General features: G+C 44.0%; 31 protein-coding genes. 20 read left to right on the top strand and 11 right to left on the bottom strand.

The features are described from left to right. Positions 1–59: 59 nt before the first annotated feature. Together R7E29_RS18970 and R7E29_RS18965 are read right to left on the bottom strand one after the other, a co-directional pair. A complete protein-coding gene (locus R7E29_RS18970) occupies positions 60–977 on the bottom strand; it encodes a 1,4-dihydroxy-2-naphthoate polyprenyltransferase (RefSeq protein ID WP_213911472.1) in 918 nt (305 codons plus the stop codon). Between the two features lie 128 nt (positions 978–1,105). Then, entirely contained in the window at positions 1,106–1,909 is an 804-nt protein-coding gene (locus R7E29_RS18965; protein ID WP_169644245.1) for a hypothetical protein, read from the bottom strand. Positions 1,910–2,317: 408 nt separating this feature from the next. Here R7E29_RS18965 and R7E29_RS18960 point away from each other — a divergent pair, with 408 nt between their 5' ends. Next, positions 2,318–2,974 (top strand): inovirus Gp2 family protein, encoded by a 657-nt coding sequence (locus tag R7E29_RS18960; RefSeq protein ID WP_046874062.1) that lies wholly within the window; start codon positions 2,318–2,320, stop codon positions 2,972–2,974. Positions 2,975–3,349: 375 nt separating this feature from the next. On the opposite strand, the gene R7E29_RS18955 is transcribed toward R7E29_RS18960, so the two are convergent. The 4 genes from R7E29_RS18955 to radC all read right to left on the bottom strand — a co-directional run bounded on the left by R7E29_RS18955 (position 3,350) and on the right by radC (position 6,345). Further along, positions 3,350–4,507, bottom strand: a complete 1,158-nt coding sequence (locus tag R7E29_RS18955) for a hypothetical protein (protein ID WP_318082851.1) — start codon at positions 4,505–4,507, stop codon at positions 3,350–3,352. Then, complete coding sequence (locus R7E29_RS18950) at positions 4,504–5,295, bottom strand: helix-turn-helix transcriptional regulator (RefSeq protein WP_152913541.1); 792 nt, start codon at positions 5,293–5,295, stop codon at positions 4,504–4,506. Before R7E29_RS18950 ends, R7E29_RS18955 begins: the two co-directional genes overlap by 4 nt. Before the next feature lie 148 nt (positions 5,296–5,443). Further along, positions 5,444–5,875, bottom strand: a complete 432-nt coding sequence (locus tag R7E29_RS18945; RefSeq protein WP_140362774.1) for a DUF2787 family protein — start codon at positions 5,873–5,875, stop codon at positions 5,444–5,446. Then, positions 5,872–6,345, bottom strand: coding sequence for a RadC family protein (gene radC / locus R7E29_RS18940; protein WP_064353570.1), 474 nt, complete (start codon positions 6,343–6,345; stop codon positions 5,872–5,874). Before radC ends, R7E29_RS18945 begins: the two co-directional genes overlap by 4 nt. 403 nt (positions 6,346–6,748) lie before the next feature. On the opposite strand from radC, the gene R7E29_RS18935 reads away from it, so the two are divergent. Further along, the gene (locus R7E29_RS18935) at positions 6,749–6,973 is read left to right on the top strand and encodes a hypothetical protein (RefSeq protein ID WP_140374189.1); all 225 of its coding nucleotides are present in this window, start codon (positions 6,749–6,751) and stop codon (positions 6,971–6,973) included. 163 nt (positions 6,974–7,136) lie between these two features. On the opposite strand, the gene hslU is transcribed toward R7E29_RS18935, so the two are convergent. The 5 genes from hslU to priA all read right to left on the bottom strand — a co-directional run bounded on the left by hslU (position 7,137) and on the right by priA (position 13,465). Next, positions 7,137–8,468, bottom strand: coding sequence for an HslU--HslV peptidase ATPase subunit (gene hslU / locus R7E29_RS18930; protein WP_017633435.1), 1,332 nt, complete (start codon positions 8,466–8,468; stop codon positions 7,137–7,139). 23 nt (positions 8,469–8,491) lie between these two features. After that, positions 8,492–9,043, bottom strand: a complete 552-nt coding sequence (hslV, locus tag R7E29_RS18925) for an ATP-dependent protease subunit HslV (RefSeq protein WP_005383176.1) — start codon at positions 9,041–9,043, stop codon at positions 8,492–8,494. A gap of 115 nt (positions 9,044–9,158) precedes the next feature. Next, positions 9,159–9,707: a cell division protein FtsN gene (gene ftsN / locus R7E29_RS18920; protein ID WP_025998522.1), complete on the bottom strand. Its 549-nt coding sequence runs from the start codon at positions 9,705–9,707 to the stop codon at positions 9,159–9,161. Positions 9,708–9,929: 222 nt separating this feature from the next. Then, a complete protein-coding gene (gene cytR / locus R7E29_RS18915; RefSeq protein WP_257978021.1) occupies positions 9,930–10,958 on the bottom strand; it encodes a DNA-binding transcriptional regulator CytR in 1,029 nt (342 codons plus the stop codon). 302 nt (positions 10,959–11,260) lie between these two features. Beyond that, positions 11,261–13,465 (bottom strand): primosomal protein N', encoded by a 2,205-nt coding sequence (gene priA, locus R7E29_RS18910; protein ID WP_205390687.1) that lies wholly within the window; start codon positions 13,463–13,465, stop codon positions 11,261–11,263. A gap of 295 nt (positions 13,466–13,760) precedes the next feature. Between priA and rpmE the strand changes: the two genes are divergently transcribed. From rpmE to rplF, 18 genes are all read left to right on the top strand, one after another. Continuing rightward, positions 13,761–13,982 carry a 50S ribosomal protein L31 gene (gene rpmE / locus R7E29_RS18905; RefSeq protein WP_005379546.1) on the top strand — a complete coding sequence of 74 codons (222 nt, stop codon included), beginning with the start codon at positions 13,761–13,763 and terminating at the stop codon, positions 13,980–13,982. A 455-nt stretch (positions 13,983–14,437) separates the two neighbouring features. Then, positions 14,438–14,749 (top strand): 30S ribosomal protein S10, encoded by a 312-nt coding sequence (rpsJ, locus tag R7E29_RS18900; RefSeq protein WP_004410492.1) that lies wholly within the window; start codon positions 14,438–14,440, stop codon positions 14,747–14,749. Positions 14,750–14,763: 14 nt separating this feature from the next. After that, complete coding sequence (rplC, locus tag R7E29_RS18895; protein WP_005379555.1) at positions 14,764–15,393, top strand: 50S ribosomal protein L3; 630 nt, start codon at positions 14,764–14,766, stop codon at positions 15,391–15,393. A 17-nt stretch (positions 15,394–15,410) separates the two neighbouring features. Then, positions 15,411–16,013, top strand: coding sequence for a 50S ribosomal protein L4 (gene rplD / locus R7E29_RS18890; protein WP_005379556.1), 603 nt, complete (start codon positions 15,411–15,413; stop codon positions 16,011–16,013). Beyond that, a complete protein-coding gene (gene rplW / locus R7E29_RS18885; RefSeq protein WP_004398471.1) occupies positions 16,010–16,312 on the top strand; it encodes a 50S ribosomal protein L23 in 303 nt (100 codons plus the stop codon). The genes rplD and rplW overlap by 4 nt, the downstream gene beginning before the upstream one ends. 15 nt (positions 16,313–16,327) lie before the next feature. Beyond that, the gene (gene rplB, locus R7E29_RS18880; protein WP_005383168.1) at positions 16,328–17,152 is read left to right on the top strand and encodes a 50S ribosomal protein L2; all 825 of its coding nucleotides are present in this window, start codon (positions 16,328–16,330) and stop codon (positions 17,150–17,152) included. A 21-nt stretch (positions 17,153–17,173) separates the two neighbouring features. Further along, positions 17,174–17,452, top strand: a complete 279-nt coding sequence (gene rpsS, locus R7E29_RS18875) for a 30S ribosomal protein S19 (protein ID WP_004394525.1) — start codon at positions 17,174–17,176, stop codon at positions 17,450–17,452. Positions 17,453–17,462: 10 nt separating this feature from the next. After that, positions 17,463–17,795, top strand: a complete 333-nt coding sequence (gene rplV / locus R7E29_RS18870) for a 50S ribosomal protein L22 (protein WP_005383164.1) — start codon at positions 17,463–17,465, stop codon at positions 17,793–17,795. An 18-nt stretch (positions 17,796–17,813) separates the two neighbouring features. Further along, entirely contained in the window at positions 17,814–18,512 is a 699-nt protein-coding gene (rpsC, locus tag R7E29_RS18865; protein WP_005383161.1) for a 30S ribosomal protein S3, read from the top strand. Between the two features lie 11 nt (positions 18,513–18,523). Further along, the gene (gene rplP / locus R7E29_RS18860; RefSeq protein WP_005379577.1) at positions 18,524–18,934 is read left to right on the top strand and encodes a 50S ribosomal protein L16; all 411 of its coding nucleotides are present in this window, start codon (positions 18,524–18,526) and stop codon (positions 18,932–18,934) included. Continuing rightward, positions 18,934–19,125 (top strand): 50S ribosomal protein L29, encoded by a 192-nt coding sequence (rpmC, locus tag R7E29_RS18855; RefSeq protein WP_005379576.1) that lies wholly within the window; start codon positions 18,934–18,936, stop codon positions 19,123–19,125. The genes rplP and rpmC overlap by 1 nt, the downstream gene beginning before the upstream one ends. After that, positions 19,125–19,379 carry a 30S ribosomal protein S17 gene (rpsQ, locus tag R7E29_RS18850; protein ID WP_140367210.1) on the top strand — a complete coding sequence of 85 codons (255 nt, stop codon included), beginning with the start codon at positions 19,125–19,127 and terminating at the stop codon, positions 19,377–19,379. Before rpmC ends, rpsQ begins: the two co-directional genes overlap by 1 nt. A gap of 162 nt (positions 19,380–19,541) precedes the next feature. Further along, a complete protein-coding gene (gene rplN / locus R7E29_RS18845; protein ID WP_004410450.1) occupies positions 19,542–19,913 on the top strand; it encodes a 50S ribosomal protein L14 in 372 nt (123 codons plus the stop codon). 13 nt (positions 19,914–19,926) lie between these two features. After that, positions 19,927–20,244 carry a 50S ribosomal protein L24 gene (gene rplX / locus R7E29_RS18840; RefSeq protein ID WP_005379574.1) on the top strand — a complete coding sequence of 106 codons (318 nt, stop codon included), beginning with the start codon at positions 19,927–19,929 and terminating at the stop codon, positions 20,242–20,244. A gap of 23 nt (positions 20,245–20,267) precedes the next feature. Next, complete coding sequence (gene rplE, locus R7E29_RS18835) at positions 20,268–20,807, top strand: 50S ribosomal protein L5 (protein WP_005379573.1); 540 nt, start codon at positions 20,268–20,270, stop codon at positions 20,805–20,807. 17 nt (positions 20,808–20,824) lie between these two features. Next, on the top strand, positions 20,825–21,130 hold the full coding sequence (rpsN, locus tag R7E29_RS18830; protein ID WP_004410442.1) for a 30S ribosomal protein S14: 306 nt from the start codon (positions 20,825–20,827) through the stop codon (positions 21,128–21,130). Positions 21,131–21,159: 29 nt separating this feature from the next. Then, positions 21,160–21,552 carry a 30S ribosomal protein S8 gene (rpsH, locus tag R7E29_RS18825; protein WP_005379572.1) on the top strand — a complete coding sequence of 131 codons (393 nt, stop codon included), beginning with the start codon at positions 21,160–21,162 and terminating at the stop codon, positions 21,550–21,552. Positions 21,553–21,565: 13 nt separating this feature from the next. Then, positions 21,566–22,099 carry a 50S ribosomal protein L6 gene (gene rplF, locus R7E29_RS18820; protein ID WP_005379570.1) on the top strand — a complete coding sequence of 178 codons (534 nt, stop codon included), beginning with the start codon at positions 21,566–21,568 and terminating at the stop codon, positions 22,097–22,099. Positions 22,100–22,104 lie beyond the last annotated feature (5 nt).

Raw genomic sequence — 22,104 nt, 5'->3', positions numbered from 1 at the left:
AGAAATTGGTTGTCTTTGAGTATATCTAGGCATTAAGTCAATGCAATGACAATCCTTTTTTAACTTACTAGAGTTTGAGCTACCACAATTGTTGCAAACAAAACGTTGGTGACTAGAGAGCATTTCACGATGACTGGCATCATTGGTGCTATCTGAGCGGGCTTTTGTGTATGCCAAACCGCTTTACCATGATCGGCCACGAAATAAATACTAAGTAAAAATGGCAAGCTAATCCAAACGGGTTTGTCTTGAATTAACAAGTAAGCCGCAAAGGCAAGGATAGCTCCGCCAAGTAAAATAAAGTGGTACTGTTTGGCTTTACGTTGACCTAAGCGTACCGCCACCGTGCGTTTACCACACTCTCGGTCGTTCTCTATATCACGCATATTGTTGATATTGAGTACTGCAACGGCGAGTAAACCGCAGCCTAAAGCAGGTAAGAATAGCGTGGTGTCTACGTGACCGGTATGCAAGAAGTAGGTACCGGATACGCCGAGTAGACCAAAAAACAAGAACACTGATATATCGCCAAGCCCCACGTAACCGTATGGTTTACTACCCATGGTATAAGCAATGGCTGCGAGAATGGCCAAAATTCCCAACCCGATAAAAGTGACAATGCTTTCCAGTGAACTTAGTGAATAGAAAACTAACATCAAGCCTGAGATAGCGGTCAGAACGATGTTAAAGATAATTGCCTGTTTCATCTGTTTCGCACTTACAGCGCCTGACTGCATCGCTCGTAATGGGCCGAGGCGTTTGTCGTTATCTGTACCTTGAACGGCATCGCCATAGTCGTTTGCCAGGTTGGACAGAATTTGCAGCAATGTCGCGGTTACGAAAGCCATGATGGCAATTGTCAGTGAAAAATGACCTGCCGAGTAGGCGAGTACGCTACCAGTTAAGATAGAGACCAATGCCAGAGGTAATGTTTTTGGACGAGCGGCTTCAAGCCAGATCTGTAGAGATTGTTTCATGGAAATTTCGTGCTAGTAACCAATGTGCCCAGTATAGACATAAATTTTTATGTACACTATTAACTTAAATCAAATAGGAGACGATTAAGTAAACTAATATGAGTATTAAAAGCAATACAGCGAGATTCCTATAGCCTTAAGTATTCATTATTTATGAGTGATTCTATAACTTTATTTCTTTTCATGTTTTTTGAAATTGATATAGCTTTAAGTTTTTCATTGCTGCTTTCAGATAAGTTTATACAATATTGCTTTTTAGATTGAACTTTATCTCTAAACTTCTTTTGATCCCATGCCTTTTTTATCCTTTTAATAGTGATTTCTCTTTTGTTCTCTTCAATTGCATCAAAAAAAGCGATAATGAAATCTTTCAGGTCTTGCGTTGAGTTTTTATTATTCCAAATGTATTTAATAACCAAAGGCTCATGTTTAAGTATGTAGCTCCATGCCCACTTTATTTTTTCTTCATCATCTTTCAACCATGAAATGATCTCAGTTTTATCAAGTGATAAATACCACTTTCTTACAATACCCCTCTCTAGTTCAATATGGCTATGTTTGCTTCTATTTACCTTTCTTATATATGATATTACCCAGTCTACTCTTTCTTTAAAACTGCTTCCATTTGGATTTAATGATAGTTTTCCTGATAGTTTTTTTTGAATATAAAACCATGAAAAATTACAAAATCTTTCATTTTTTCGTATTTCATTTTTTATGTATAAAATTGAATTGTATTTTTCTTCTATTTTCCCGACAATCCTTTTGCAATCTTCAAATGAATATGATTTAAGAGCAGCATTTATTATACTTTCATTTTCTTTAATACTTAATGATTCTTCCCATACTGCTCTAATACCATGTGTTGATAGCTGGTTAGTATAGAACTTTCCCATGTTTTCATCTTTAATCATTACATCGTAATCTTCCATAATTAAACCCTCTTAAATAGTAATTTTTATCAGCCAGTATCTTACATTTACTACAATGTAGTTTCAATCTGCTCAACCTTTATCTTTCAAAACTACAATGTAGTTTTTTCAGTGATGTAAGTTAAAAGTTGATAGTCACTAATCATTCATGGTTGTAGCTAACTTCAGAGTCGCTCTGTCGCATGTGTTGTACAGGGGGCTTAGAATTAACGCTTACTAGATATGTTGGTATGGTTAATATACATAAATACATACATAATTAAATATATAGTTAACCGTACATACTCACTTAACTAAGTACTTATATCCTATACACTCTACCTCAGTAGAATTGGTATGCTCTCCTTAAATACCATGTATTAAATAACACAGTAATTCATATCTTTGGATGAATACCAAAGAGAATGAATGATGACTTATACTTACAAAGGTTTAGAGGTTCTTTATCCGGTCGATCAACTCAATACACACTATCTAGATCGTATTATATTAACCATGTCTAAAGTATTAAAAGACTATAAGAGAGTTCATGCGTTAAGACTGGATCTGAGACTTCCTGTTTCTGACAGTGAAAAAGACATACTTTTCAGAGATGAGATTTTGAACAATACATTTAATCAAAAAAATATCATTAAACGATTCTTTGAATCCTTGAAGGCAAAAATAAAAGCGCAAGAAAAAAGAATGAAAGCGAGTGGTAAAAGGGTATATCCATGTCACCTACGGTATGTTTGGTGTAGGGAAAGGAATAAATCTACAAATGACCACTATCACCTTGTCCTGTTTTTTAATAAAGATAGATATTGGAGTAGCGGTTATAGAGATAATGAAGAAAGTTTAGCAAGACTCATTATGGATGCATGGAATAGCGCACTAGGAGAGTGTGTTGATAATGCAGATAGGTTGGTTCAACTTGTTTATAAAGGTACGCATTATTTAGAACAAAATAAATACGACTTCGAGAACAAATACCAGGCCCTCTTTACAAGACTCAGCTACTTTGCCAAAAATAGAACGAAGCATTATGGTGAAGGAAAACGTTGCTTTGGAACTAGTCAGGGATGATAGCTAATATTAATCTGCTCATCTGTTTAGTATTTCGAAACGTGATTGCTCTATAAATTGATTATAAGTGTAGAGATAACTGGAAAAGCACATGGTCTCTTAGGTTCAACCTGCCATTCGGGGTATGCTAAATAAGCACGCAGCATTCGGTGGTACGGTCATGCACTGTTGGTAGATTGGCCTCGATAACATCAGTAGTGTTAATGATATCCGTCCTCAGGACCCTACGTCTGTGTCAGTGTAAATGCCGTCTCACGTACTTAGTTATTCATGTATTATTTCTGAGTACGCTTCGTTGTGCTCCATAATGACATTGGGAGTCTGACAAAAAAATAGGAAGCTAGGCCTCCTATTTTTTCGATCTGCTGAAGATTACTATTTGGTTAGATTTACACATGCCTTCCATGGAAAGTTAGCAGGTGCAGGCTTTACTGTATTAACCGTAACGCAGTCTTCGAATGACTGACCTTCAAAGTCTACATCCGTTAGACGATACCAAATACTAACGCCAGTATCAGTGTATTCAATTGATGCGATTTCACCGTGCTGGAATTCACCAATAACTTCGAATGTCATAGGACGACCTTGGTAGTCGATAGCCCATGCACCAGCTGGACGTAGTCCTCCGATTTCATCAGAGCCGATATTAACACCGCCAGTGTAAGCAAACACAGGTAAGTCTTTGTTAGGTAACACGCCGTCACCATCAACATCGATAAAGTAATCTACGTGTGGAATATCAAAGTCTAGACCGTTGTCTGCGTAGTACTTCTGAGTGTTCTCGTAAGCTGCTGTTTTGTACAGTGCTAGGCTGTACTTGGTCAGAGCTTGTTTCATTTCTTCAAACTGAACGGAGTTAGGTTCTAACAATACCTGACCAATTTTCTCGATTTGTTGCTCTAACGTGAGTCCGTTTTCGGTTGCCATAGTTAAAGTACTTGCAGAGATCACGAGTAGCACAGTGCTGGTATCGCCAGCGTTAGAAAGGTTGACGTTATAGAAGTTAATGCCACCTGCCCATTGCTCAGGATCATAACTGTAAAGGCTTAGCAGCTCAGCGGTCGCCTCATGCACCGCCTCCTCAAAGGTCTGTCCGGCTTGTACCTTTGCCATGATACTTGCTTTCATGGCCGCTGTAGCAACATTGAAGTTCACTTGTGTCGTTGCGTTCATATCGACAAAAGCGCTCATGCGCATCTGCTCATCACTTTTTCCTGTCAGCTCATTAAAGTAATTCCCCTGTGCAACGAGCTCGACATAAGGCGTATTGAATCGCTCATTCATGTTGTAATTACCTTCATAGTCCTCTATTTGAGTGGTGTAAGAGATGTCGGTCTTTTCTAAGTCTTGGTTAAGTTCATATGTGGTGACGACTGAACCAGGCTGTAGAGGACCTTTCTGTACTGCACCACCAAATTGATATGATTGCCCTGAGTCGTTATTGTCACGCCCGCCAGAAGAGCCGCCACATCCGATTAAGGCGAAAGGAATAGTAAAGAGAGCGATGGTAAGTAGGGGTTTAGATAGGTTCATTCTATTTCTCCATAATAAGTTTTAGAGGGTACTATTTTGTTTAATTCAAGATGAGAGTCAGCGATATCAAACAGCTCTTTAACTTCAGACGAGAGCAGAGTCGCATCTGTTTGAAGCTCAAAGCGAAAGCTCGACATCGTGGCCTCCTGGATGTTGCAAAGAGGTAAGGTGTTCAACTTGGTATGCGTGTGTGTACGCCAAACGAGATAAGGGCTGCCGTGATGGAGTACGAGACTTATTGGTTGAACGTTAGTTAGGCGTAGAGTGCCGTCTCCTTTGTTTATCTTTAATGAGATAAGACGTTGTTGAAGTGTCGCTAGACATACAATCTGAAAAATTTGGATATCGACTTGAGCGTGTTTACTCAATGGGGTTGGGGCTGTGATAGGAACTTTGGATGACCAATGATTTTGAATGTTATTGATGTCTTCAGGAGTTATGTTCGAAAGGAGGTCATCTAAGAGTGGAGCAAGGCTGCTAGGCAGATGATGCTTGGTTGACTCGATGAGCCAATAGATCAATACCGCTTCGTGAGCCGTCGTGCTCATCTTCAGAGTTTCGGTTTTTTGGTAACCAAAGGGTTTGTCTCTATCATCCACCATTACATTGGGAAACATGGCACAGATAGCGGACAGATTACGTTGGATAGTACGCAAGGAGCGCTCTAAACCAAGCGGGGACAGTTGAGCTTGAATTTGCCTGGCGGTGACTTTCTTATTGTAAGGAATAAGGTTGTAAATCGCCAAGATAAGCTCAAGGTGATACTGAGTTTGGTTAGGTTGCGTCATGGTCAGTTCAACAAGGTTCGTTCTGTTGGGTATGACAATATCAAAAAGGCGCGACAAAGCTTGTCGTATCAATACTTTAAGCGGAAATGATACGACGCAATTTGTCACGCCTGCGTCATGAAGTGTCGTGATTAAGGGGGACAGAGGCTTACTTTCCAACGATGGATAAATCGATATCGTCAAAATCCATGCTTGAAAGATGTCGAGCGAACGTTTTCATCCATACCTGAAGAAGGTCGATTACTTCTGGATGTTCAAGGTTTACCGCCCCTGTATCGGGCTGATAACACCATCCCTTGGCAAGATGAAAGTACAGTTCAGGCTGAACGTTGAGCGCGCTCTCAAATGGGTAAGAAAAGCTGATAAAGAAGACAATCTGCCAGGGCTCTGAATTTGCAGTGCGTTGGAACTGCACTTCAACAGGGTGAATGCCTCGGCCATGGCGGTAGTAGCTTAATTGGCGGCAAGTCAAGAGCAACTGTTTGGCATTGTCAGGTAAAGAGTACCCCTTCAATAGCTTCTCCAACTGCTGACGCAATTGTGGCGCTAAAGAAACACCACCATAAATAGTGTTGATCATATCCACCCCTTTTCTGCAAACGAGACACTACTTTCTCCCACAACGATATGGTCAAGCACCCTTACATCCACTAACGCTAAAGCGTCGATAAGCTTGCGTGTGATACGCCTATCCGCTTGAGATGGGGAAGGGTCACCAGAAGGGTGGTTATGCGCCAGAATGACTGCCGCTGCATTCACTTCCAAGACGCTTTTGACGACCTCGCGCGGATAAACGCTGGCGGAGTCAATGGTGCCTTTAAAGAGTGATTTAAACTCGATGACACGGTGCTGGTTATCAAGTAGTAGCAGAGCGAAAACCTCGTGCTCCGCGCTGGCTAGTTTGAATCGAACATACTCTTTGGTTGCTTCAGGGTTACAAAGGGCATTACCTCGAACGTAGCGGTTAGCTAGGATTTCAGCAGCATGCTCTAGGATTTCATTTTCTTGGTGTTTCTTTTGTTTATGGTAGTGAAGGTTATCGGTCGGCATAGGTCCTCCAAGAGTGAAACGATAGGAACTTCACTAAGAGGACATATATCTGAAAATAATTGATTCCAAGGGAAGTTGGAAAGAATTCTAAATGTTTAACAACTAAGTAAGTTTTCAGAGAACATTTAATTTTGAGCTTAGACTATTTAGTTCTGGCTATGTTGAAATTGCTGTTACCTACTTTGACTTAGGAGACGGTTCAATAATGGAGAGATAAAAGTTGTGAAGTGAACGATAGAATTAAGTTCACCTAATAAGAGTACGGATGTTGGAAATTTATAAATATATATCATTTGATGCATACGGTGCTCTTGTTAGATAACGAGACGTTGCAAAGTTTGTTTTTCCATAAAAAGGGTTGCCGAAGGCAACCCTTTTTCTACTTATTAATAATGGAGTTTTTATGTCTTTGTATCAAACGCTTGGTAGGGCTATTACTGGAACAGCGAGTGTTGCAGGTGTGATCGCTGCTGCGCCAGTATTTGGTCCGAAAGGAACTATTACATCTAGTGGTGTTGTTGTGTCTGTTTTAGTTGGAACATCAGCAGCATTGCTTGACCAAACAGTGCAATCCACATCTTTGCAAGACCTTACTGTCAAACCTAACGAGCATTGTGACGAACTATAAGCTACAAAATCTTAGGTAGATAAAGAAAGCCATTACACAGTGTCATCCCTATTAAAAGTGGCGTGACGGTAATGGCTTAAATGAACTTACATTAACCAAATGAAAGTTTCCAAGTGTGCACATTTACACAATGTAATTCACTAGGCTAATTGAATCTTACTATTTATAGGATAAATCGGCTTAGATCTTCATCTTCAATCGTATCGCCTAGGCGCGCTTTCACGTAAGCGGAATCAATAACGAATTTAGCGCCAGATTGCTCCGCTGCGTCGTAAGAGATTTCATCCATCAAGCGTTCCATTACCGTGTGTAAGCGACGAGCACCGATGTTTTCTGTGCTTTCGTTGACCGTCCATGCCGCTTCCGCGATTTGCGTGATGCCGTCTTCTGTGAACTCGATGTCCACATCTTCCGTTTTCATCAACGCAACGTACTGCTCTGTTAGAGAGGCTTTCGGCTCTGTTAGAATACGTTTGAAGTCGTTGCTGCTTAGTGCTTCTAGCTCAACACGAATTGGTAGACGACCTTGCAACTCTGGGATCAAGTCAGACGGTTTTGCCACTTGGAATGCACCAGATGCAACGAACAGAATGTGGTCTGTTTTTACCATGCCGTGCTTGGTTGATACTGTGCTGCCTTCAATTAATGGAAGTAGGTCGCGCTGAACACCTTCGCGTGAAACGTCTGGGCCTGAGCTCTCACCGCGTTTACAGATCTTGTCGATCTCATCGATAAATACGATGCCGTTGTTTTCAACGTTGAAAATCGCTGCTTCTTTTAGCTCTTCTTGGTTTACCAGTTTCGCCGCTTCTTCTTCCGCTAACGCTTTCATTGCGTCTTTGATTTTCAGCTTACGTTTTTTCTTAGTGTCGCCAGCGAGGTTTTGGAACATGCCTTGCAGCTGGTTAGTCATCTCTTCCATACCAGGAGGCGCCATGATCTCTACGCCCATTTGTGGTGCGGCTACGTCGAGTTCAATTTCTTTATCGTCTAGTTGGCCCTCACGCAGTTTCTTACGGAAGATCTGGCGAGTGTTAGAAGACTCTTCCGTTTGCTCTGCTTGACCCCAGCTATCACGTGCCGGTGGCAGTAGCGCATCAAGAATACGCTCTTCCGCTTGCTCTTCTGCGCGGAACTTCACTTTTTCCATCGCTTGTTGATGCGTCATTTTTACCGCGACATCTGTTAGATCACGGATGATGGTTTCAACTTCTTTACCAACGTAACCCACTTCGGTGAATTTTGTCGCTTCAACTTTGATGAAAGGGGCATTTGCCAGTTTTGCGAGGCGTCGTGCGATTTCGGTCTTACCAACACCAGTAGGACCAATCATCAAGATGTTTTTGGGCGTCACTTCGGCACGCAAGTTTTCTTCAAGCTGCATGCGGCGCCAGCGGTTACGAAGTGCAATCGCAACCGAACGTTTGGCTTTTTCTTGACCGATAATGTGGCGGTTCAATTCATGAACGATTTCGCGAGGCGTCATTTCAGACATATTCTTTCCTTACTTCGTTACGATTACGCGGTTGGTTTTTCAGGCTCTACTGTTGAGTCTAGCTCTTCTACCGTGTGGTGATGGTTAGTGAAGACACAAATATCACCCGCGATATTGAGAGCTTTTTCCGCGATCTCACGAGCATCTAGATCTGTGTTTTCTAGTAGGGCGGTTGCTGCTGCTTGTGCGTAAGCACCACCAGAGCCAATCGCAATCAGGTCGTGTTCTGGCTGTACGACATCACCATTACCGGTAATGATTAACGATGCGGTTTCGTCGGCAACGGCAAGTAAGGCTTCGAGCTTGCGCAGAGCACGATCGCTACGCCAGTCTTTGGCTAGCTCAACTGCTGCTTTGGTTAGGTGACCTTGGTGCATTTGCAGTTTGCTTTCGAAGCGCTCAAAAAGGGTGAAGGCATCCGCAGTACCGCCGGCAAAGCCCGCTAGTACTTGGTTGTTGTATAGGCGGCGAACTTTGCGCGCATTACCTTTCATTACGGTATTGCCTAGAGATACTTGGCCATCACCCGCGATGACGACTTTATTATTTCGACGTACAGATACAATGGTAGTCACAGTCGACCTCTTGATTATTTCTCTTTGGATTTAATTCAGTATATGGGGGAGGAGAAATGGGGATTCAAGGGGGCAAAAAGAAAGGCCCTAGGATCTTAGCTCCTAGGGCCTGAGTTTAAAGATTTTCTTTCCAAATCGCGCACGGCTCGATTTTCGCGCGTTGCAGTTTATGACGGTCACGTTCTGCATCACGTTTGAACTTATACGGACCTAGTACCACGCGATACCATGAACTGCCTTCTTTCTTACGAATCTTGCTCGACATCCCTTGGAATGCGATTGCAAGCTTGCGCTCTTCTGCTTGTGCCTGGGTTTTGTACGCGCCACACTGCATGATGTAAGGAATTTTAGAAACTTCAATTTCTTTGGCCACAACTTCAACTTCACGTTTCGGTAGTGACTCAACATATTCCCATTTTTCTTCTGGTGGTGGCGGCAAATCTTTTTTCGGTTTTGGTTTACTGACAGTGGTTGTTGGCTGTTTCACTACAGGCTGTTTAGGCTCTGGATCGCTACTCAAAAGGTAAAGACCATAGCCAAAACTACCCACTAGCAAGATAGCGAGCAGACCACTACGCCAAGGCTTTTTTCTTATCGGCGGCTGTTTTTTTGTCGACTTTTTTGGGGCGCCTCGCCCCCGTCTTACATAATCTCTATTTGCCACGGTTATTTCTGGTCATCAAGGATTCTTGCAAATATGTTAATCCAGAACGAGTTGAGAAAACACCCTATTGATAGAATCTTGATAGCTAAAGCGCGACAACGCCCGAGTATAGGGGTGTGTTTCAGTTCTCGCTTATATTTATTCAGGGATACACAAAAAGCAGGAGGGTAAATAAAAAGCGGCGCCTTAGCACCGCTTTAGGGATGAATACTAATCTTTAGGTTAAGGGCGCTGTGGTGGCGCTGCACTTCCGCGAATGACGAGATTAGTTTCAAGCAGACGCGAGCCTGAATGCACGTCGTGGCCTTTTAACATCTCGAGCATCATTAGCATTGCTTGTCGACCAATCTCATAGCGAGGCTGAGAGATAGTGGTCAACGGTGGATCGCAGTACTGAGCGAAGTTAATGTCATCAAAGCCCACAACAGAGAGATCTTGCGGGACTCGTAAGCCAAGCTTTTTCGCTTCCTGAATTGCGCCGATGGCCATTGTGTCACAGTGACAGAAAATAGCCGTTGGTGGCTCTGGCAATTCGAGCAGTTTACGAACGGCTTTTGCTCCGCCATCAAAAGAGAATTCAGTAATGACACTATATTGTGGATCTTTATTGATGCCGGCACGGCGCAGGGCTTGTTGGTAGCCTTGTTGGCGGAACTGACACAATATTGCTGTATCTGGTCCAGAGATTTGAGCAATGCTTTTATGACCTAATTGGGTCAGGTAATTCACCGCTTCAAATGCTGAGGTCAGGTTGTCAATATGTACTGTCGGAAGCTCGAGTTCAGGCGCAAATTCACACGCCATTACCATCGGAGGTAAGTTCTTTTGTTCTGGCTTACTGACATCGAATGGTAGATCTGTACCAAGCAGTAGCATTCCATCTGCCTGCTTAGTAAATACGAGATTAACGAAAGAGCTTTCGCGTTTCTTCTGTTGTCCGCTATCGCCCAGAAGGACTAGATAGCCATGTTCCATGGCTGCATCTTCAATACCGCGAATAATTTCAGAAAAATAAGGATCACAGATGTCGGGAACGATAGTAACAATGGTTTTTGATTCGTTTCTACGTAAGTTACGCGCTAATGAGTTTGGAGAATAACCCGCTTCAAGTACGGCTTCTTCTACTCTCTTTCTTGTAGAAGAAGAGACCTTCTCTGGATTCATTAAGGCTCGAGATACCGTAGCCGTAGACACTCCCGCAAGCTGGGCAACATCCTTCATTGTCGCCATAGTTTTTAACCTCTCATTTATTTTTTGCCAAGGTGACGTTATTCCGGTTTGAAATCAGAGTAATCAACCGAGTTAGAGCTGTGTTTGCTCTTCGCTCAGTTCGTGTTAACGAGTGGGAAAATGGATTCTTCACCGCGATATCAATTTATGGGAATAGTCATTGTTTTAATTTAAGCCTGTGCAAACAAGTCACTTTAGACTTTTCTAATTTGGATAGTCTATTCATTTCTAAAGTGAAAGTTACGGTCTGTTTAACAAAAATTGCAATCTCGGTGTGATTTTGGTCACATTAAATGGTAATTCATTACATAGTTAAACGTTTGCTAGCTGAGATCTTGTGGTTCTATGTCTAAATTCCAGCGTACTTTCTTAGCATTTGGCAACAACTCAATAGCAGGTTTGGCACTGGTTAATAACTTTTGCATCAATGAACGATGTTGAGTTTGTAGTAATAGTTGCCAGCGGTATTTACCAGCCCGCTTAGCCAAAGGTGAAGGAGTTGGGCCTAATACCATACAAGAATCATCGAACAGAGGGTGTGACTCTAACGTAAAACGAACCTGACGCAGGAAGTCTTCAACTACCTCACTTTGGTTTGCCTCTGCTTTGAAAAGAGTCAAGAAACTATAAGGCGGAAGCTGAGCCAGTTTGCGTTCTTCCAGAGCAGTCATAGCAAAGTGGCGATAGTCTTTTTGAAGCAGGGCCTGCAGCAAGCTGTGCTCAGGATGGTGGGTTTGCAGGATAACCTCGCCAGGTTTACTTGCGCGGCCGGCACGACCTGCGACCTGAATAAACAACTGCGCTAGTCTCTCGGAAGCGCGGAAGTCGCTACTATAGAGAGAGCCATCAACATCCAAAAGAGCAACGAGCGTTACATTTGGAAAATGGTGCCCCTTAGCCAGCATTTGGGTGCCAATCAGAATTTGATGTTCACCTTTACGAATTGATTCAAGGGCATCTTCCAAACTACCTTTGCGACGTGTGCTGTCTCTGTCGATGCGAATAGCGTTGTATTCTGGAAATAACTGAGCCAATTGTTGTTCGAGTTGTTCCGTTCCTACGCCGACGGTAACCAATTGAGTTGAACCACACCCCTGACATTGATGAATCACCGGTTGTTGTGATCCGCAGTGATGGCAGCGTATTTCGTTGCTGTAATGGTGGAACGTATAGTACGCATCACAGCGTTTACATTCTGCAATCCAACCGCATTCATGGCACATCAAAGCGGGCGAAAAGCCTCGACGGTTAAGAAACAACATCACTTGATTGCCTGCTTTTAAATGCTTGCGCATCTCGGCAATCAGTTGGGCAGATAAGCCACTTTCTAAATACTGACCTTTTACATCTAACACTTTATTGGTGGTTGGTACGGCAGAGCCAGCTCGTCGGGTTAGTGTTAAATGGTGATACTTGCCTGACAGGGCATTGTGCAATGTCTCCAGTGCAGGTGTGGCTGAGCCCAGGATAATCGGTACTTGCTCTTTATGGGCGCGCATGACAGCAACATCACGAGCGTGGTAACGCAAGCTGTCTTGTTGCTTATAAGAAGCGTCATGCTCTTCATCCACGATAATAATCCCCAAATCAGCAAAAGGTGTGAGCAGGGCTGAACGAGTGCCAATGATGATTCCCGCTGCTTTATCCCTGGCAGAAAGCCAAGCGTTAAGTCGCTCGGTTTCATTCAAACCTGAATGAATCACGTCTACCGGGACATTAAATCGATGCTTAAAGCGGTTGATGGTTTGGGGCGTTAGACCGATCTCAGGTACTAAAACTAATGCTTGTTTCCCTTGCTCTAAAACTGGCTTGATAAGGTTTAAGTAAACTTCTGTTTTACCAGAGCCAGTTACTCCCTCTAATAAATAGCAAGCAAAACCTGTTTGGCTATTTACACTCGCAATAGCCAGCGCTTGTTCGTGGTTGAGCTTTGGCTTCTCGACGTCGCATTCAACGTGCTGTCCCCACTGGGTGATTGCAGGCTTCTTCTCGATACGTTCAATCCAGCCTTTCTCTTCTAAAGACTTTAGTACTGTTGAGGCTATCTCTTGGTCGACAAATTCCTGGTGAGGCAAAGCGCAGTTAACCAACATTTGCAAGACCTTCTGTTGTTTGACCGCTCGACGATCAAGCCCTTGCATCAGCTTGTCTTTACCGGATTCGGTAATTTGCCACTCTTGTAGCGTCGCAAAATCTGCAGGCTTTCCTTTACGTAGAGCTGCTGGCATCGCATTGTGTAGCGTATCTCCAAGTGGGTATTGGTAGAACTGGCTGCACCAATTTAGCAGAGAATAAAGCGTCTCTGGCCATATCGGTTGGGAGTCTAATACCGCTTTGATTGGCTTAAGCTGATCTTTAGGAAAGTCGGAGTGGTTTACCATTGCGGTGACGATGCCAACTAACGTTTGACGTCCAAAAGGTACGGATACGCGCCCGCCAATGATCGGAAACAGGTGCCCCGGAATGGCGTAATCAAATTGTTTGTCGAGCGGAACGGGTAATGCCACTCTAGCAATGGTTGGGCGCATAAATTTTTAGCTATTAAAAAGAGGGAAAGGAAATGAGAGTCTATTAAAATCGGTATGGAAATTCGAGTAAAGCAATATGATTCAGCGTGAATCGTGCCTCCATGATTAGTCTGGCTAAAAAAGTGGCGAAAAAGTTGCCAAATGTGTTGATCCGAGCAATGTGATTCTTTACTATATCGCGCCTTGAGATATGGCTTCGGCAATTAGTTGATGCGGTATCCCATTTTATTATTAATTGCGTGTGGTGTGCGGCTTAGATTCGTATAGCGACACGGCCTACTATTGAGGTTATCCCATGAAAGCTGGTATCCACCCAGAATACAAAGCAGTAAAAGCGACTTGTTCTTGCGGCAACTCTTTTGAGTTCAACTCTACTCTAGGTAAAGAGTCTATCCACCTAGACGTATGTGACAAGTGTCACCCATTCTACACTGGTAAGCAACGTATCGTTGATACAGGCGGCCGTGTTGATCGCTTCAACAAGCGTTTCGGTGCACTATCAAGCGGTAAGAAATAATAGCAGCCGCTATTACGATTACAGTTTAGAAAAGGACGCTTCGGCGTCCTTTTTGTTTAATGGCTACCAAGCGAAGAGGCATGTATAGGGTTTGGAATAGTCTCGATTATTTTTCACTCAGTGCTTGCAACCTAAAGTGTGATCTGTATAATGCAGCGCACTGGTTAAGCCAGTTGTGAACCAATGAGCAGTGAGGAGCGAGCAAATCTAAGGATTTGTGAGGTAATGTATACTCAGCTTATGTTCGCGGTTAATACAATTAGCTATCTTTTCTTCGGAAAAACTATCCTCAAAGGTGACTTTGGCATATAGGGATAGTTAATCGAAAATTAACTGACAATGCGTCCTAATCTTGGATGCTACGGTTTCACATAAATCAATCGGCATTCTCTCGTCTTGACGAGTTTGAGTGGCGATATTGTTTGTGTAATTTATTAAATTTGGAGCTCTGTCTCATGCAGAACCAACGTATCCGTATCCGCCTAAAAGCTTTCGATTACAAACTAATCGATGCTTCTACAGCGGAAATCGTTGAAACAGCTAAGCGCACTGGCGCACAGGTTCGTGGTCCAATCCCACTGCCAACTCGTAAAGAGCGTTTCACAGTTCTTATCTCTCCACACGTTAACAAGAAAGCACGTGACCAGTACGAAATCCGTACTCACAAGCGTCTAATCGACATCGTTGAGCCAACAGACAAGACTGTTGATGCTCTAATGCGTCTAGACCTTGCTGCGGGCGTTGACGTTCAAATTAGCCTAGGTTAAGGGAGATTAGAAGTATGATTGGTCTAATCGGTCGTAAAGTGGGCATGACCCGCGTATTTACTGAAGAAGGCGTTTCTATCCCAGTAACAGTTGTTGAGGTTGAAGCTAACCGTGTTTCTCAAGTGAAAACTCTTGAAACTGACGGCTACGCAGCAATCCAGGTTACAGCTGGTTCTAAGAAAGCTAACCGTGTAAACAAAGCTGAAGCAGGTCACTTTGCTAAAGCTGGCGTTGAAGCTGGTCGCGGTCTTTGGGAATTCCGTTTAGAAAACGGCGAAGAGTTCGAAGTTGGTTCAGAACTAACTGTTGAACTATTCAACGAAACTAAGAAAGTAGACGTTACTGGTACATCTAAGGGTAAAGGTTTCCAAGGCGCTGTTAAGCGTTGGAACTTCCGTACTCAAGATATGACTCACGGTAACTCATTGTCTCACCGTGCTCCTGGTTCTATCGGTCAATGTCAGACTCCAGGTCGCGTATTTAAAGGCAAGAAAATGGCAGGTCACATGGGTGCTGAGCGTGTAACGACTCAAAACCTAGAGATCGTACGTGTTGACGCTGAGCGCAACCTGCTTCTTATTAAAGGTGCAGTCCCAGGCGCAACTGGCGGCAACGTGATCGTTAAACCAGCTGTTAAAGCATAACGTCTCAGGAGTAAGTAATGGAACTAATGGTTAAAGGTGCCGATGCACTAACTGTTTCCGAAACTACTTTCGGACGTGAGTTTAACGAAGCTCTTGTACACCAAGTAGTTGTTGCGTACGCAGCAGGTGCTCGTCAAGGTACTCGTGCTCAAAAAACACGTTCAGAAGTTTCTGGCGGTGGCGCTAAGCCATGGCGTCAAAAAGGTACTGGCCGTGCGCGTGCTGGTACAATCCGTAGCCCAATCTGGCGTACAGGTGGTGTTACTTTTGCTGCGAAACCACAAGATCACAGCCAAAAAGTAAACAAAAAAATGTACCGTGGTGCTATGAAGAGCATTCTTTCTGAGCTTGTTCGTCAAGAGCGTCTAATCGTTGTTGATAACTTCTCAGTTGAAGCACCAAAGACTAAAGAGCTAGTTGCTAAGCTTAAAGAGCTTGAGCTAACTGACGCTCTAATCGTGACTAGCGAAGTAGATGAGAATCTATTCCTAGCTGCTCGTAACCTATACAAAGTTGACGCACGTGATGTTGCTGGTATCGATCCAGTATCTCTAATCGCGTTTGACAAAGTTGTAATGACTGCAGAAGCAGTTAAGCAAGTAGAGGAAATGCTAGCATGATCACTGAAGAGCGTATCCTAAAAGTTCTACGTGCACCGCACATCTCTGAAAAAGCAACTATGGCAGCTGAGAAAGCGAACACTATCGTTTTCAAAGTAGCTAAAGATGCGACTAAAAAAGAGATCAAAGCAGCTGTAGAAAAGCTATTTGAAGTTGAAGTTAAGTCTGTAAATACTCTTATCACTAAGGGTAAGACCAAACGTCAAGGTCTACGCCAAGGTCGCCGCAGCGACGTTAAGAAAGCGTACGTTACTTTGAAAGAAGGTCAAGATCTTGACTTCGTTGGCGGCGCGGAATAACAGGAGTAGTTAAAAATGGCTATTGTTAAATGTAAGCCGACTTCCCCTGGTCGTCGTCACGTTGTTAAAGTTGTTAACGCTGACCTACACAAGGGCAAGCCATACGCACCTCTTCTAGAGAAAAACTCTAAGAACGGTGGTCGTAACAACAAGGGTCGTATCACAGTACGTCACATCGGCGGTGGTCACAAGCATCACTACCGTGTAGTTGACTTCAAACGTACTAAAGATGGTATTCCAGCGACAGTTGAGCGTCTTGAATACGATCCAAACCGTAGCGCAAACATTGCTCTAGTTCTTTACAAAGACGGTGAGCGTCGCTACATCCTAGCACCTAAAGGTGTTGTAGCTGGTGATGTTATTCAGTCTGGTGTTGATGCACCAATCAAAGCTGGTAACACTCTACCAATGCGTAATATCCCAGTAGGTTCAACAGTACATAACGTTGAACTTAAGCCTGGTAAAGGTGGTCAGCTAGCTCGTTCGGCTGGTGCTTACGCTCAAATCGTTGCTCGCGACGGTGCGTACGTAACTATCCGTCTACGTTCTGGCGAGATGCGCAAAGTTCTTTCTGAAGGCCGTGCAACAATCGGTGAAGTTGGTAACTCTGAGCACATGCTACGTGAACTTGGTAAAGCAGGTGCATCACGTCATCGCGGTATCCGTCCAACGGTTCGTGGTGTTGTAATGAACCCGATTGACCACCCACATGGTGGTGGTGAAGGCCGTACTTCTGGTGGTCGTCACCCAGTATCTCCTTGGGGTATGCCTACTAAAGGCTTCAAGACTCGTAAGAACAAACGCACTGACAAGTACATCGTACGTCGTCGTAACAAGTAATCTATATAAAGAGGAATCGCCATGCCACGTTCTCTCAAGAAAGGTCCTTTTATTGACCTACACTTGCTGAAGAAGGTAGAGAAAGCGGTGGAAAGCGGAGACAAAAAGCCTATTAAGACTTGGTCCCGTCGTTCAATGATCATCCCTACGATGATCGGTTTGACCATCGCTGTCCATAATGGTCGTCAGCACGTACCAGTATTTGTAACTGATGAAATGATCGGTCACAAACTGGGTGAATTCGCACCAACACGCACTTACCGCGGTCACGCTGCGGATAAGAAAGCTAAGAAGCGCTAAGGAGTAGATAATGGAAGCAATTGCTAAACATAACTTTGCTCGCATTTCGCCTCAGAAAGCTCGCTTAGTTGCGGATCTAATCCGTGGTAAATCTGTTGACCAAGCTCTAGAAATCCTAACGTTCAGCAACAAAAAAGCTGCTGCACTAGTTAAGAAAGTTCTAGAGTCTGCTATCGCTAACGCGGAGCACAACGAAGGTGCAGATATTGACGATCTGAATGTCGCAAAAATCTTTGTAGATGAAGGCCCAACCATGAAGCGTATTATGCCTCGTGCTAAAGGTCGTGCGGATCGTATCTTGAAGCGTTCAAGCCACATCACTGTTGTTGTAGCAGATCGCTAGAGACTAGGAGAGTAAGCAATGGGTCAAAAAGTACATCCAAATGGTATTCGTCTAGGCATCGTTAAGCCTTGGAATGCTACATGGTTTGCTAACACCAAAGATTTCGCTGACAACCTAGACGGCGACTTCAAGGTACGTCAGTTCCTTACAAGTGAACTGAAAAAAGCGTCTCTATCACGTATCGTTATCGAGCGTCCTGCTAAGAGCATCCGTGTGACTATTCACACTGCTCGTCCAGGCGTTGTTATCGGTAAGAAAGGTGAAGACGTTGAGAAGCTACGCGCAGCTGTAGCTAAAATTGCAGGTGTACCAGCGCAAATTAACATCGCTGAAGTACGTAAGCCTGAACTAGATGCGCAACTTGTTGGTGACAGCATCGCGTCTCAGCTAGAGCGTCGTGTTATGTTCCGCCGTGCTATGAAGCGCGCAGTACAAAACGCAATGCGCCTAGGCGCTAAAGGTATCAAAGTGGAAGTAAGCGGTCGTCTAGGCGGCGCTGAAATCGCACGTTCAGAGTGGTACCGTGAAGGCCGTGTGCCTCTACACACTCTACGTGCTGACATTGATTACGCAACTTCTTCGGCTCACACTCAATACGGTGTGATCGGCATTAAAACTTGGATCTTCAAAGGTGAAATCCTAGGTGGTATGCCAGCAGCTAACGCTGTAGAGCCTAAAGGCGACAAGCCTAAGAAGCAGCGTAAAGGCCGTAAGTAAGGAGTCGACAGATGCTACAACCTAAACGTACTAAGTTCCGTAAGGTTCAGACTGGTCGTAACCGTGGTCTAGCTAAAGGTACTGATGTAAGCTTCGGCGAATTCGGTCTTAAAGCTGTTGGCCGTGGTCGTCTAACTGCTCGTCAAATCGAAGCGGCACGTCGTGCAATGACACGTCACGTTAAGCGTCAAGGTAAAATCTGGATCCGTGTGTTCCCAGACAAACCAATCACAGAAAAACCACTTGAAGTTCGTCAAGGTAAGGGTAAAGGTAACGTTGAGTACTGGGTAGCCCAAATCCAACCTGGTAAGGTTATGTACGAAATGGGTGGTGTACCTGAAGAATTGGCACGTGAAGCGTTCCGTCTTGCGGCACGTAAACTGCCTTTCAAAACTACATTTGTAACTAAGCAGGTGATGTGATGAAAGCACAAGATCTACGCGAGAAAAGCGTTGAAGAGCTTAACGCTGAGCTAATGAATTTGCTACGTGAACAGTTCAACTTGCGCATGCAAGCTGCGACTGGTCAGCTACAGCAAACTCATACTCTGAAAGCTGTACGCCGTGATATCGCACGTGTGAAAACTGTTTTGACTGAGAAGGCAGGCGCATAATGAGCGAAGTAAAACGTACTCAACAAGGTCGTGTAATCAGCGACAAGATGGACAAGTCTATCACTGTTGCTATCGAACGTTTCGTAAAACACCCAATCTACGGTAAATACGTAAAACGTACGACTAAAGTACACGCACATGACGAGAACAACGAGTGTGGCCTAGGCGACACAGTTGAAATCGCAGAGTGTCGTCCACTGTCTAAGACTAAGTCTTGGACTTTGGTAAAAGTTCTAGAAAAGGCGAAGATTTAATCTCGTTAATTCTATGAAACTAAAGCGGCTCCAAAATATTTTTGGAGCCGTTTATTTTTTGACTACCCAATCACAAAAAAGGGTGGTACAATTCGCGTCCCTTTTAAAGAGGCAGCCCGACCCGTGATGGGTCTAGTTATTAATATTTAGCGGAGCACTAACATGATCCAAATGCAAAGTATGCTGGACGCAGCTGATAACTCAGGCGCACGCAGCGTAATGTGTATTAAGGTTCTGGGTGGCTCTCACCGCCGTTATGCACATATCGGTGACGTCATCAAAGTTACTGTGAAGGAAGCAATCCCTCGCGGTAAAGTTAAAAAAGGTGATGTTCTGAAGGCGGTGGTAGTGCGCACCCGTAAAGGCGTACGTCGTCCTGACGGTTCTGTCATTCGCTTCGACCGAAATGCTTGCGTATTGCTAAACGACAATACTGAGCAACCAATCGGTACACGTATCTTTGGTCCTGTGACACGCGAACTTCGTGGCGATAAGTTCATGAAGATCGTTTCACTGGCTCCAGAAGTTCTGTAAGGAGCACGTAGAAATGGCAGCTAAAATCCGTCGTAATGACGAAGTAATCGTTCTTGCTGGTAAAGACAAAGGCAAGAAAGGTAAAGTAACTAAGGTTCTAGCAACTGGTAAAGTTATCGTTGAAGGTATCAACCTAGTTAAGAAACATCAGAAACCTGTTCCAGCTATGGGTATCCAAGGCGGTATCGTAGAGCAAGAAGCAGCTATCGACGTTTCTAACGTGGCTATCTTTAACGCAGCTACTGGTAAAGCTGACCGTATCGGTTTCCGTTTTGAAGACGGCAAAAAAGTTCGTTTCTTCAAGTCTAACGGCGAAACCGTTTCTAACTAATAGAAGTAATTTGGAGTTCTACTATGGCGAAACTGCATGATTACTACAAGTCGTCTGTAGTCGCTGAACTGACCAAACAGTTCGGTTACACAAGCGTCATGCAAGTCCCTAGAATCGAGAAAATCACCCTAAACATGGGTGTTGGTGAAGCAATCAACGATAAGAAACTGCTAGAAAACGCAGCGTCTGATATGGCAACGATCTCTGGTCAAAAGCCACTTATCACAAAAGCGCGCAAATCTGTTGCAGGTTTCAAAATCCGTGAAGGCTACCCTATCGGTTGTAAAGTAACCTTGCGTGGCGAACGTATGTGGGATTTTCTTGAGCGTTTAATTAACATCGCTCTTCCACGTGTACGTGACTTCCGTGGTGTTAGCGCTAAGTCTTTTGACGGTCGCGGTAACTACAGCATGGGCGTTCGCGAGCAAATCATCTTCCCGGAAATCGACTTTGATAAAGTTGATCGAGTACGCGGTCTAGACATCACTATTACGACGTCTGCTGGTACTGATGAGGAAGGCCGTGCTCTGCTGGCTGCCTTTAACTTCCCATTCCGTAAGTAAGGTGAAGGGTTACTGTTATGGCTAAAAATTCAATGAAAGCACGTGAAGCAAAACGTGCGAAGCTAGTAGCTAAGTTCGCTGAAAAGCGTGCAGCGCTAAAAGCTATCATCAGCGATGTAAACGCATCTGAAGAAGATCGTTGGAACGCGGTTCTTACACTGCAATCTCTTCCACGTGATTCAAGTGCATCACGTCAGCGCAACCGTTGCAACCAAACTGGTCGTCCACACGGTTACCTACGTAAGTTCGGTCTAAGCCGTATTAAGGTTCGTGAAGCTTGCATGAAAGGCGAGATTCCGGGTCTTCGTAAGGCTAGCTGGTAATTGCCACTTAATCATTTGGAGTAAATCATATGAGCATGCAAGATCCGATTTCGGATATGCTGACCCGCGTTCGTAACGGTCAGGCAGCAAACAAAGTTGCTGTAAAAATGCCTTCTTCAAAGCTTAAAGTTGCAATTGCTGCACTACTAAAAGCTGAAGGTTACATCGTTGACTTCGCTGTTGAAGGCGAAGCAAAACCTGAGCTAGAAGTTACACTTAAGTACTTCCAAGCTAAACCAGTAATCGAGCAACTTAAACGTGTTTCTCGTCCAGGTCTACGTGTTTACAAGAAGAAAGATGAACTTCCTTCTGTAATGGGTGGTCTTGGTATTGCTATCGTTTCTACTTCCAAGGGTCTTATGTCAGACCGCGCTGCACGTAAAGCAGGTCTTGGTGGTGAAATCATCGCTTACGTAGCTTAATAAGGAGTAGACTATGTCTCGTGTTGCAAAAGCACCTGTCGCTATTCCAGCTGGCGTAGAGGTGAAACTAAACGGCCAAGAAATCACTGTAAAAGGTGCGAAAGGCGAACTAACTCGCGTTCTTAACAACGCAGTTGTAATCGCTCAGGAAGAAAATAACCTGACTTTCGGTCCTAAAGAAGGTGTTGCTAACGCATGGGCTCAAGCAGGTACTGCTCGCGCTCTAGTTAACAACATGGTTGTTGGTGTTACTGAAGGCTTTACTAAGAAGCTAACTCTTAAAGGTGTAGGTTACCGTGCTGCTATCAAAGGCAACGCTGTAGGTCTAACACTAGGCTTCTCACACCCAGTTGAGCACGAGTTGCCAGCGGGTATTAAAGCTGAATGTCCAAGCCAAACTGAAATCGTGATCACTGGTGCTGACAAGCAGCTAGTTGGTCAAGTTGCGGCTGACATTCGTTCTTACCGTGAGCCTGAGCCATACAAAGGCAAAGGTGTTCGTTACGCAGATGAAAATGTGCGTACTAAAGAAGCTAAGAAGAAGTAAGGTAA

It is taken from the genome of Vibrio sp. Vb1729, assembly GCF_033338655.1.
Taxonomy (GTDB): domain Bacteria; phylum Pseudomonadota; class Gammaproteobacteria; order Enterobacterales; family Vibrionaceae; genus Vibrio; species Vibrio alginolyticus.
This window is presented reverse-complemented; position numbering and strand designations above follow the sequence as displayed.

Coding starts and splice junctions, on each gene's coding strand:
- rpmC (WP_005379576.1), top strand. CDS start 18,934: ATGAAAGCACAAGATCTACGCGAGAAAAGCGTTGAAGAGCTTAACGCT.
- rplP (WP_005379577.1), top strand. CDS start 18,524: ATGCTACAACCTAAACGTACTAAGTTCCGTAAGGTTCAGACTGGTCGT.
- rpmE (WP_005379546.1), top strand. CDS start 13,761: ATGAAAGCTGGTATCCACCCAGAATACAAAGCAGTAAAAGCGACTTGT.
- rplN (WP_004410450.1), top strand. CDS start 19,542: ATGATCCAAATGCAAAGTATGCTGGACGCAGCTGATAACTCAGGCGCA.
- rplC (WP_005379555.1), top strand. CDS start 14,764: ATGATTGGTCTAATCGGTCGTAAAGTGGGCATGACCCGCGTATTTACT.
- hslU (WP_017633435.1), bottom strand. CDS start 8,468: ATGTCTGAAATGACGCCTCGCGAAATCGTTCATGAATTGAACCGCCAC.
- rpsQ (WP_140367210.1), top strand. CDS start 19,125: ATGAGCGAAGTAAAACGTACTCAACAAGGTCGTGTAATCAGCGACAAG.
- priA (WP_205390687.1), bottom strand. CDS start 13,465: ATGCGCCCAACCATTGCTAGAGTGGCATTACCCGTTCCGCTCGACAAA.
- rpsC (WP_005383161.1), top strand. CDS start 17,814: ATGGGTCAAAAAGTACATCCAAATGGTATTCGTCTAGGCATCGTTAAG.
- rplV (WP_005383164.1), top strand. CDS start 17,463: ATGGAAGCAATTGCTAAACATAACTTTGCTCGCATTTCGCCTCAGAAA.
- R7E29_RS18935 (WP_140374189.1), top strand. CDS start 6,749: ATGTCTTTGTATCAAACGCTTGGTAGGGCTATTACTGGAACAGCGAGT.
- rpsH (WP_005379572.1), top strand. CDS start 21,160: ATGAGCATGCAAGATCCGATTTCGGATATGCTGACCCGCGTTCGTAAC.
- rplD (WP_005379556.1), top strand. CDS start 15,411: ATGGAACTAATGGTTAAAGGTGCCGATGCACTAACTGTTTCCGAAACT.
- R7E29_RS18970 (WP_213911472.1), bottom strand. CDS start 977: ATGAAACAATCTCTACAGATCTGGCTTGAAGCCGCTCGTCCAAAAACA.
- R7E29_RS18955 (WP_318082851.1), bottom strand. CDS start 4,507: ATGAACCTATCTAAACCCCTACTTACCATCGCTCTCTTTACTATTCCT.
- rpsS (WP_004394525.1), top strand. CDS start 17,174: ATGCCACGTTCTCTCAAGAAAGGTCCTTTTATTGACCTACACTTGCTG.
- R7E29_RS18945 (WP_140362774.1), bottom strand. CDS start 5,875: ATGATCAACACTATTTATGGTGGTGTTTCTTTAGCGCCACAATTGCGT.
- R7E29_RS18950 (WP_152913541.1), bottom strand. CDS start 5,295: ATGACGCAACCTAACCAAACTCAGTATCACCTTGAGCTTATCTTGGCG.
- rplB (WP_005383168.1), top strand. CDS start 16,328: ATGGCTATTGTTAAATGTAAGCCGACTTCCCCTGGTCGTCGTCACGTT.
- rplE (WP_005379573.1), top strand. CDS start 20,268: ATGGCGAAACTGCATGATTACTACAAGTCGTCTGTAGTCGCTGAACTG.
- R7E29_RS18965 (WP_169644245.1), bottom strand. CDS start 1,909: ATGGAAGATTACGATGTAATGATTAAAGATGAAAACATGGGAAAGTTC.
- rplF (WP_005379570.1), top strand. CDS start 21,566: ATGTCTCGTGTTGCAAAAGCACCTGTCGCTATTCCAGCTGGCGTAGAG.
- rpsN (WP_004410442.1), top strand. CDS start 20,825: ATGGCTAAAAATTCAATGAAAGCACGTGAAGCAAAACGTGCGAAGCTA.
- R7E29_RS18960 (WP_046874062.1), top strand. CDS start 2,318: ATGATGACTTATACTTACAAAGGTTTAGAGGTTCTTTATCCGGTCGAT.
- radC (WP_064353570.1), bottom strand. CDS start 6,345: ATGCCGACCGATAACCTTCACTACCATAAACAAAAGAAACACCAAGAA.
- rpsJ (WP_004410492.1), top strand. CDS start 14,438: ATGCAGAACCAACGTATCCGTATCCGCCTAAAAGCTTTCGATTACAAA.
- rplW (WP_004398471.1), top strand. CDS start 16,010: ATGATCACTGAAGAGCGTATCCTAAAAGTTCTACGTGCACCGCACATC.
- rplX (WP_005379574.1), top strand. CDS start 19,927: ATGGCAGCTAAAATCCGTCGTAATGACGAAGTAATCGTTCTTGCTGGT.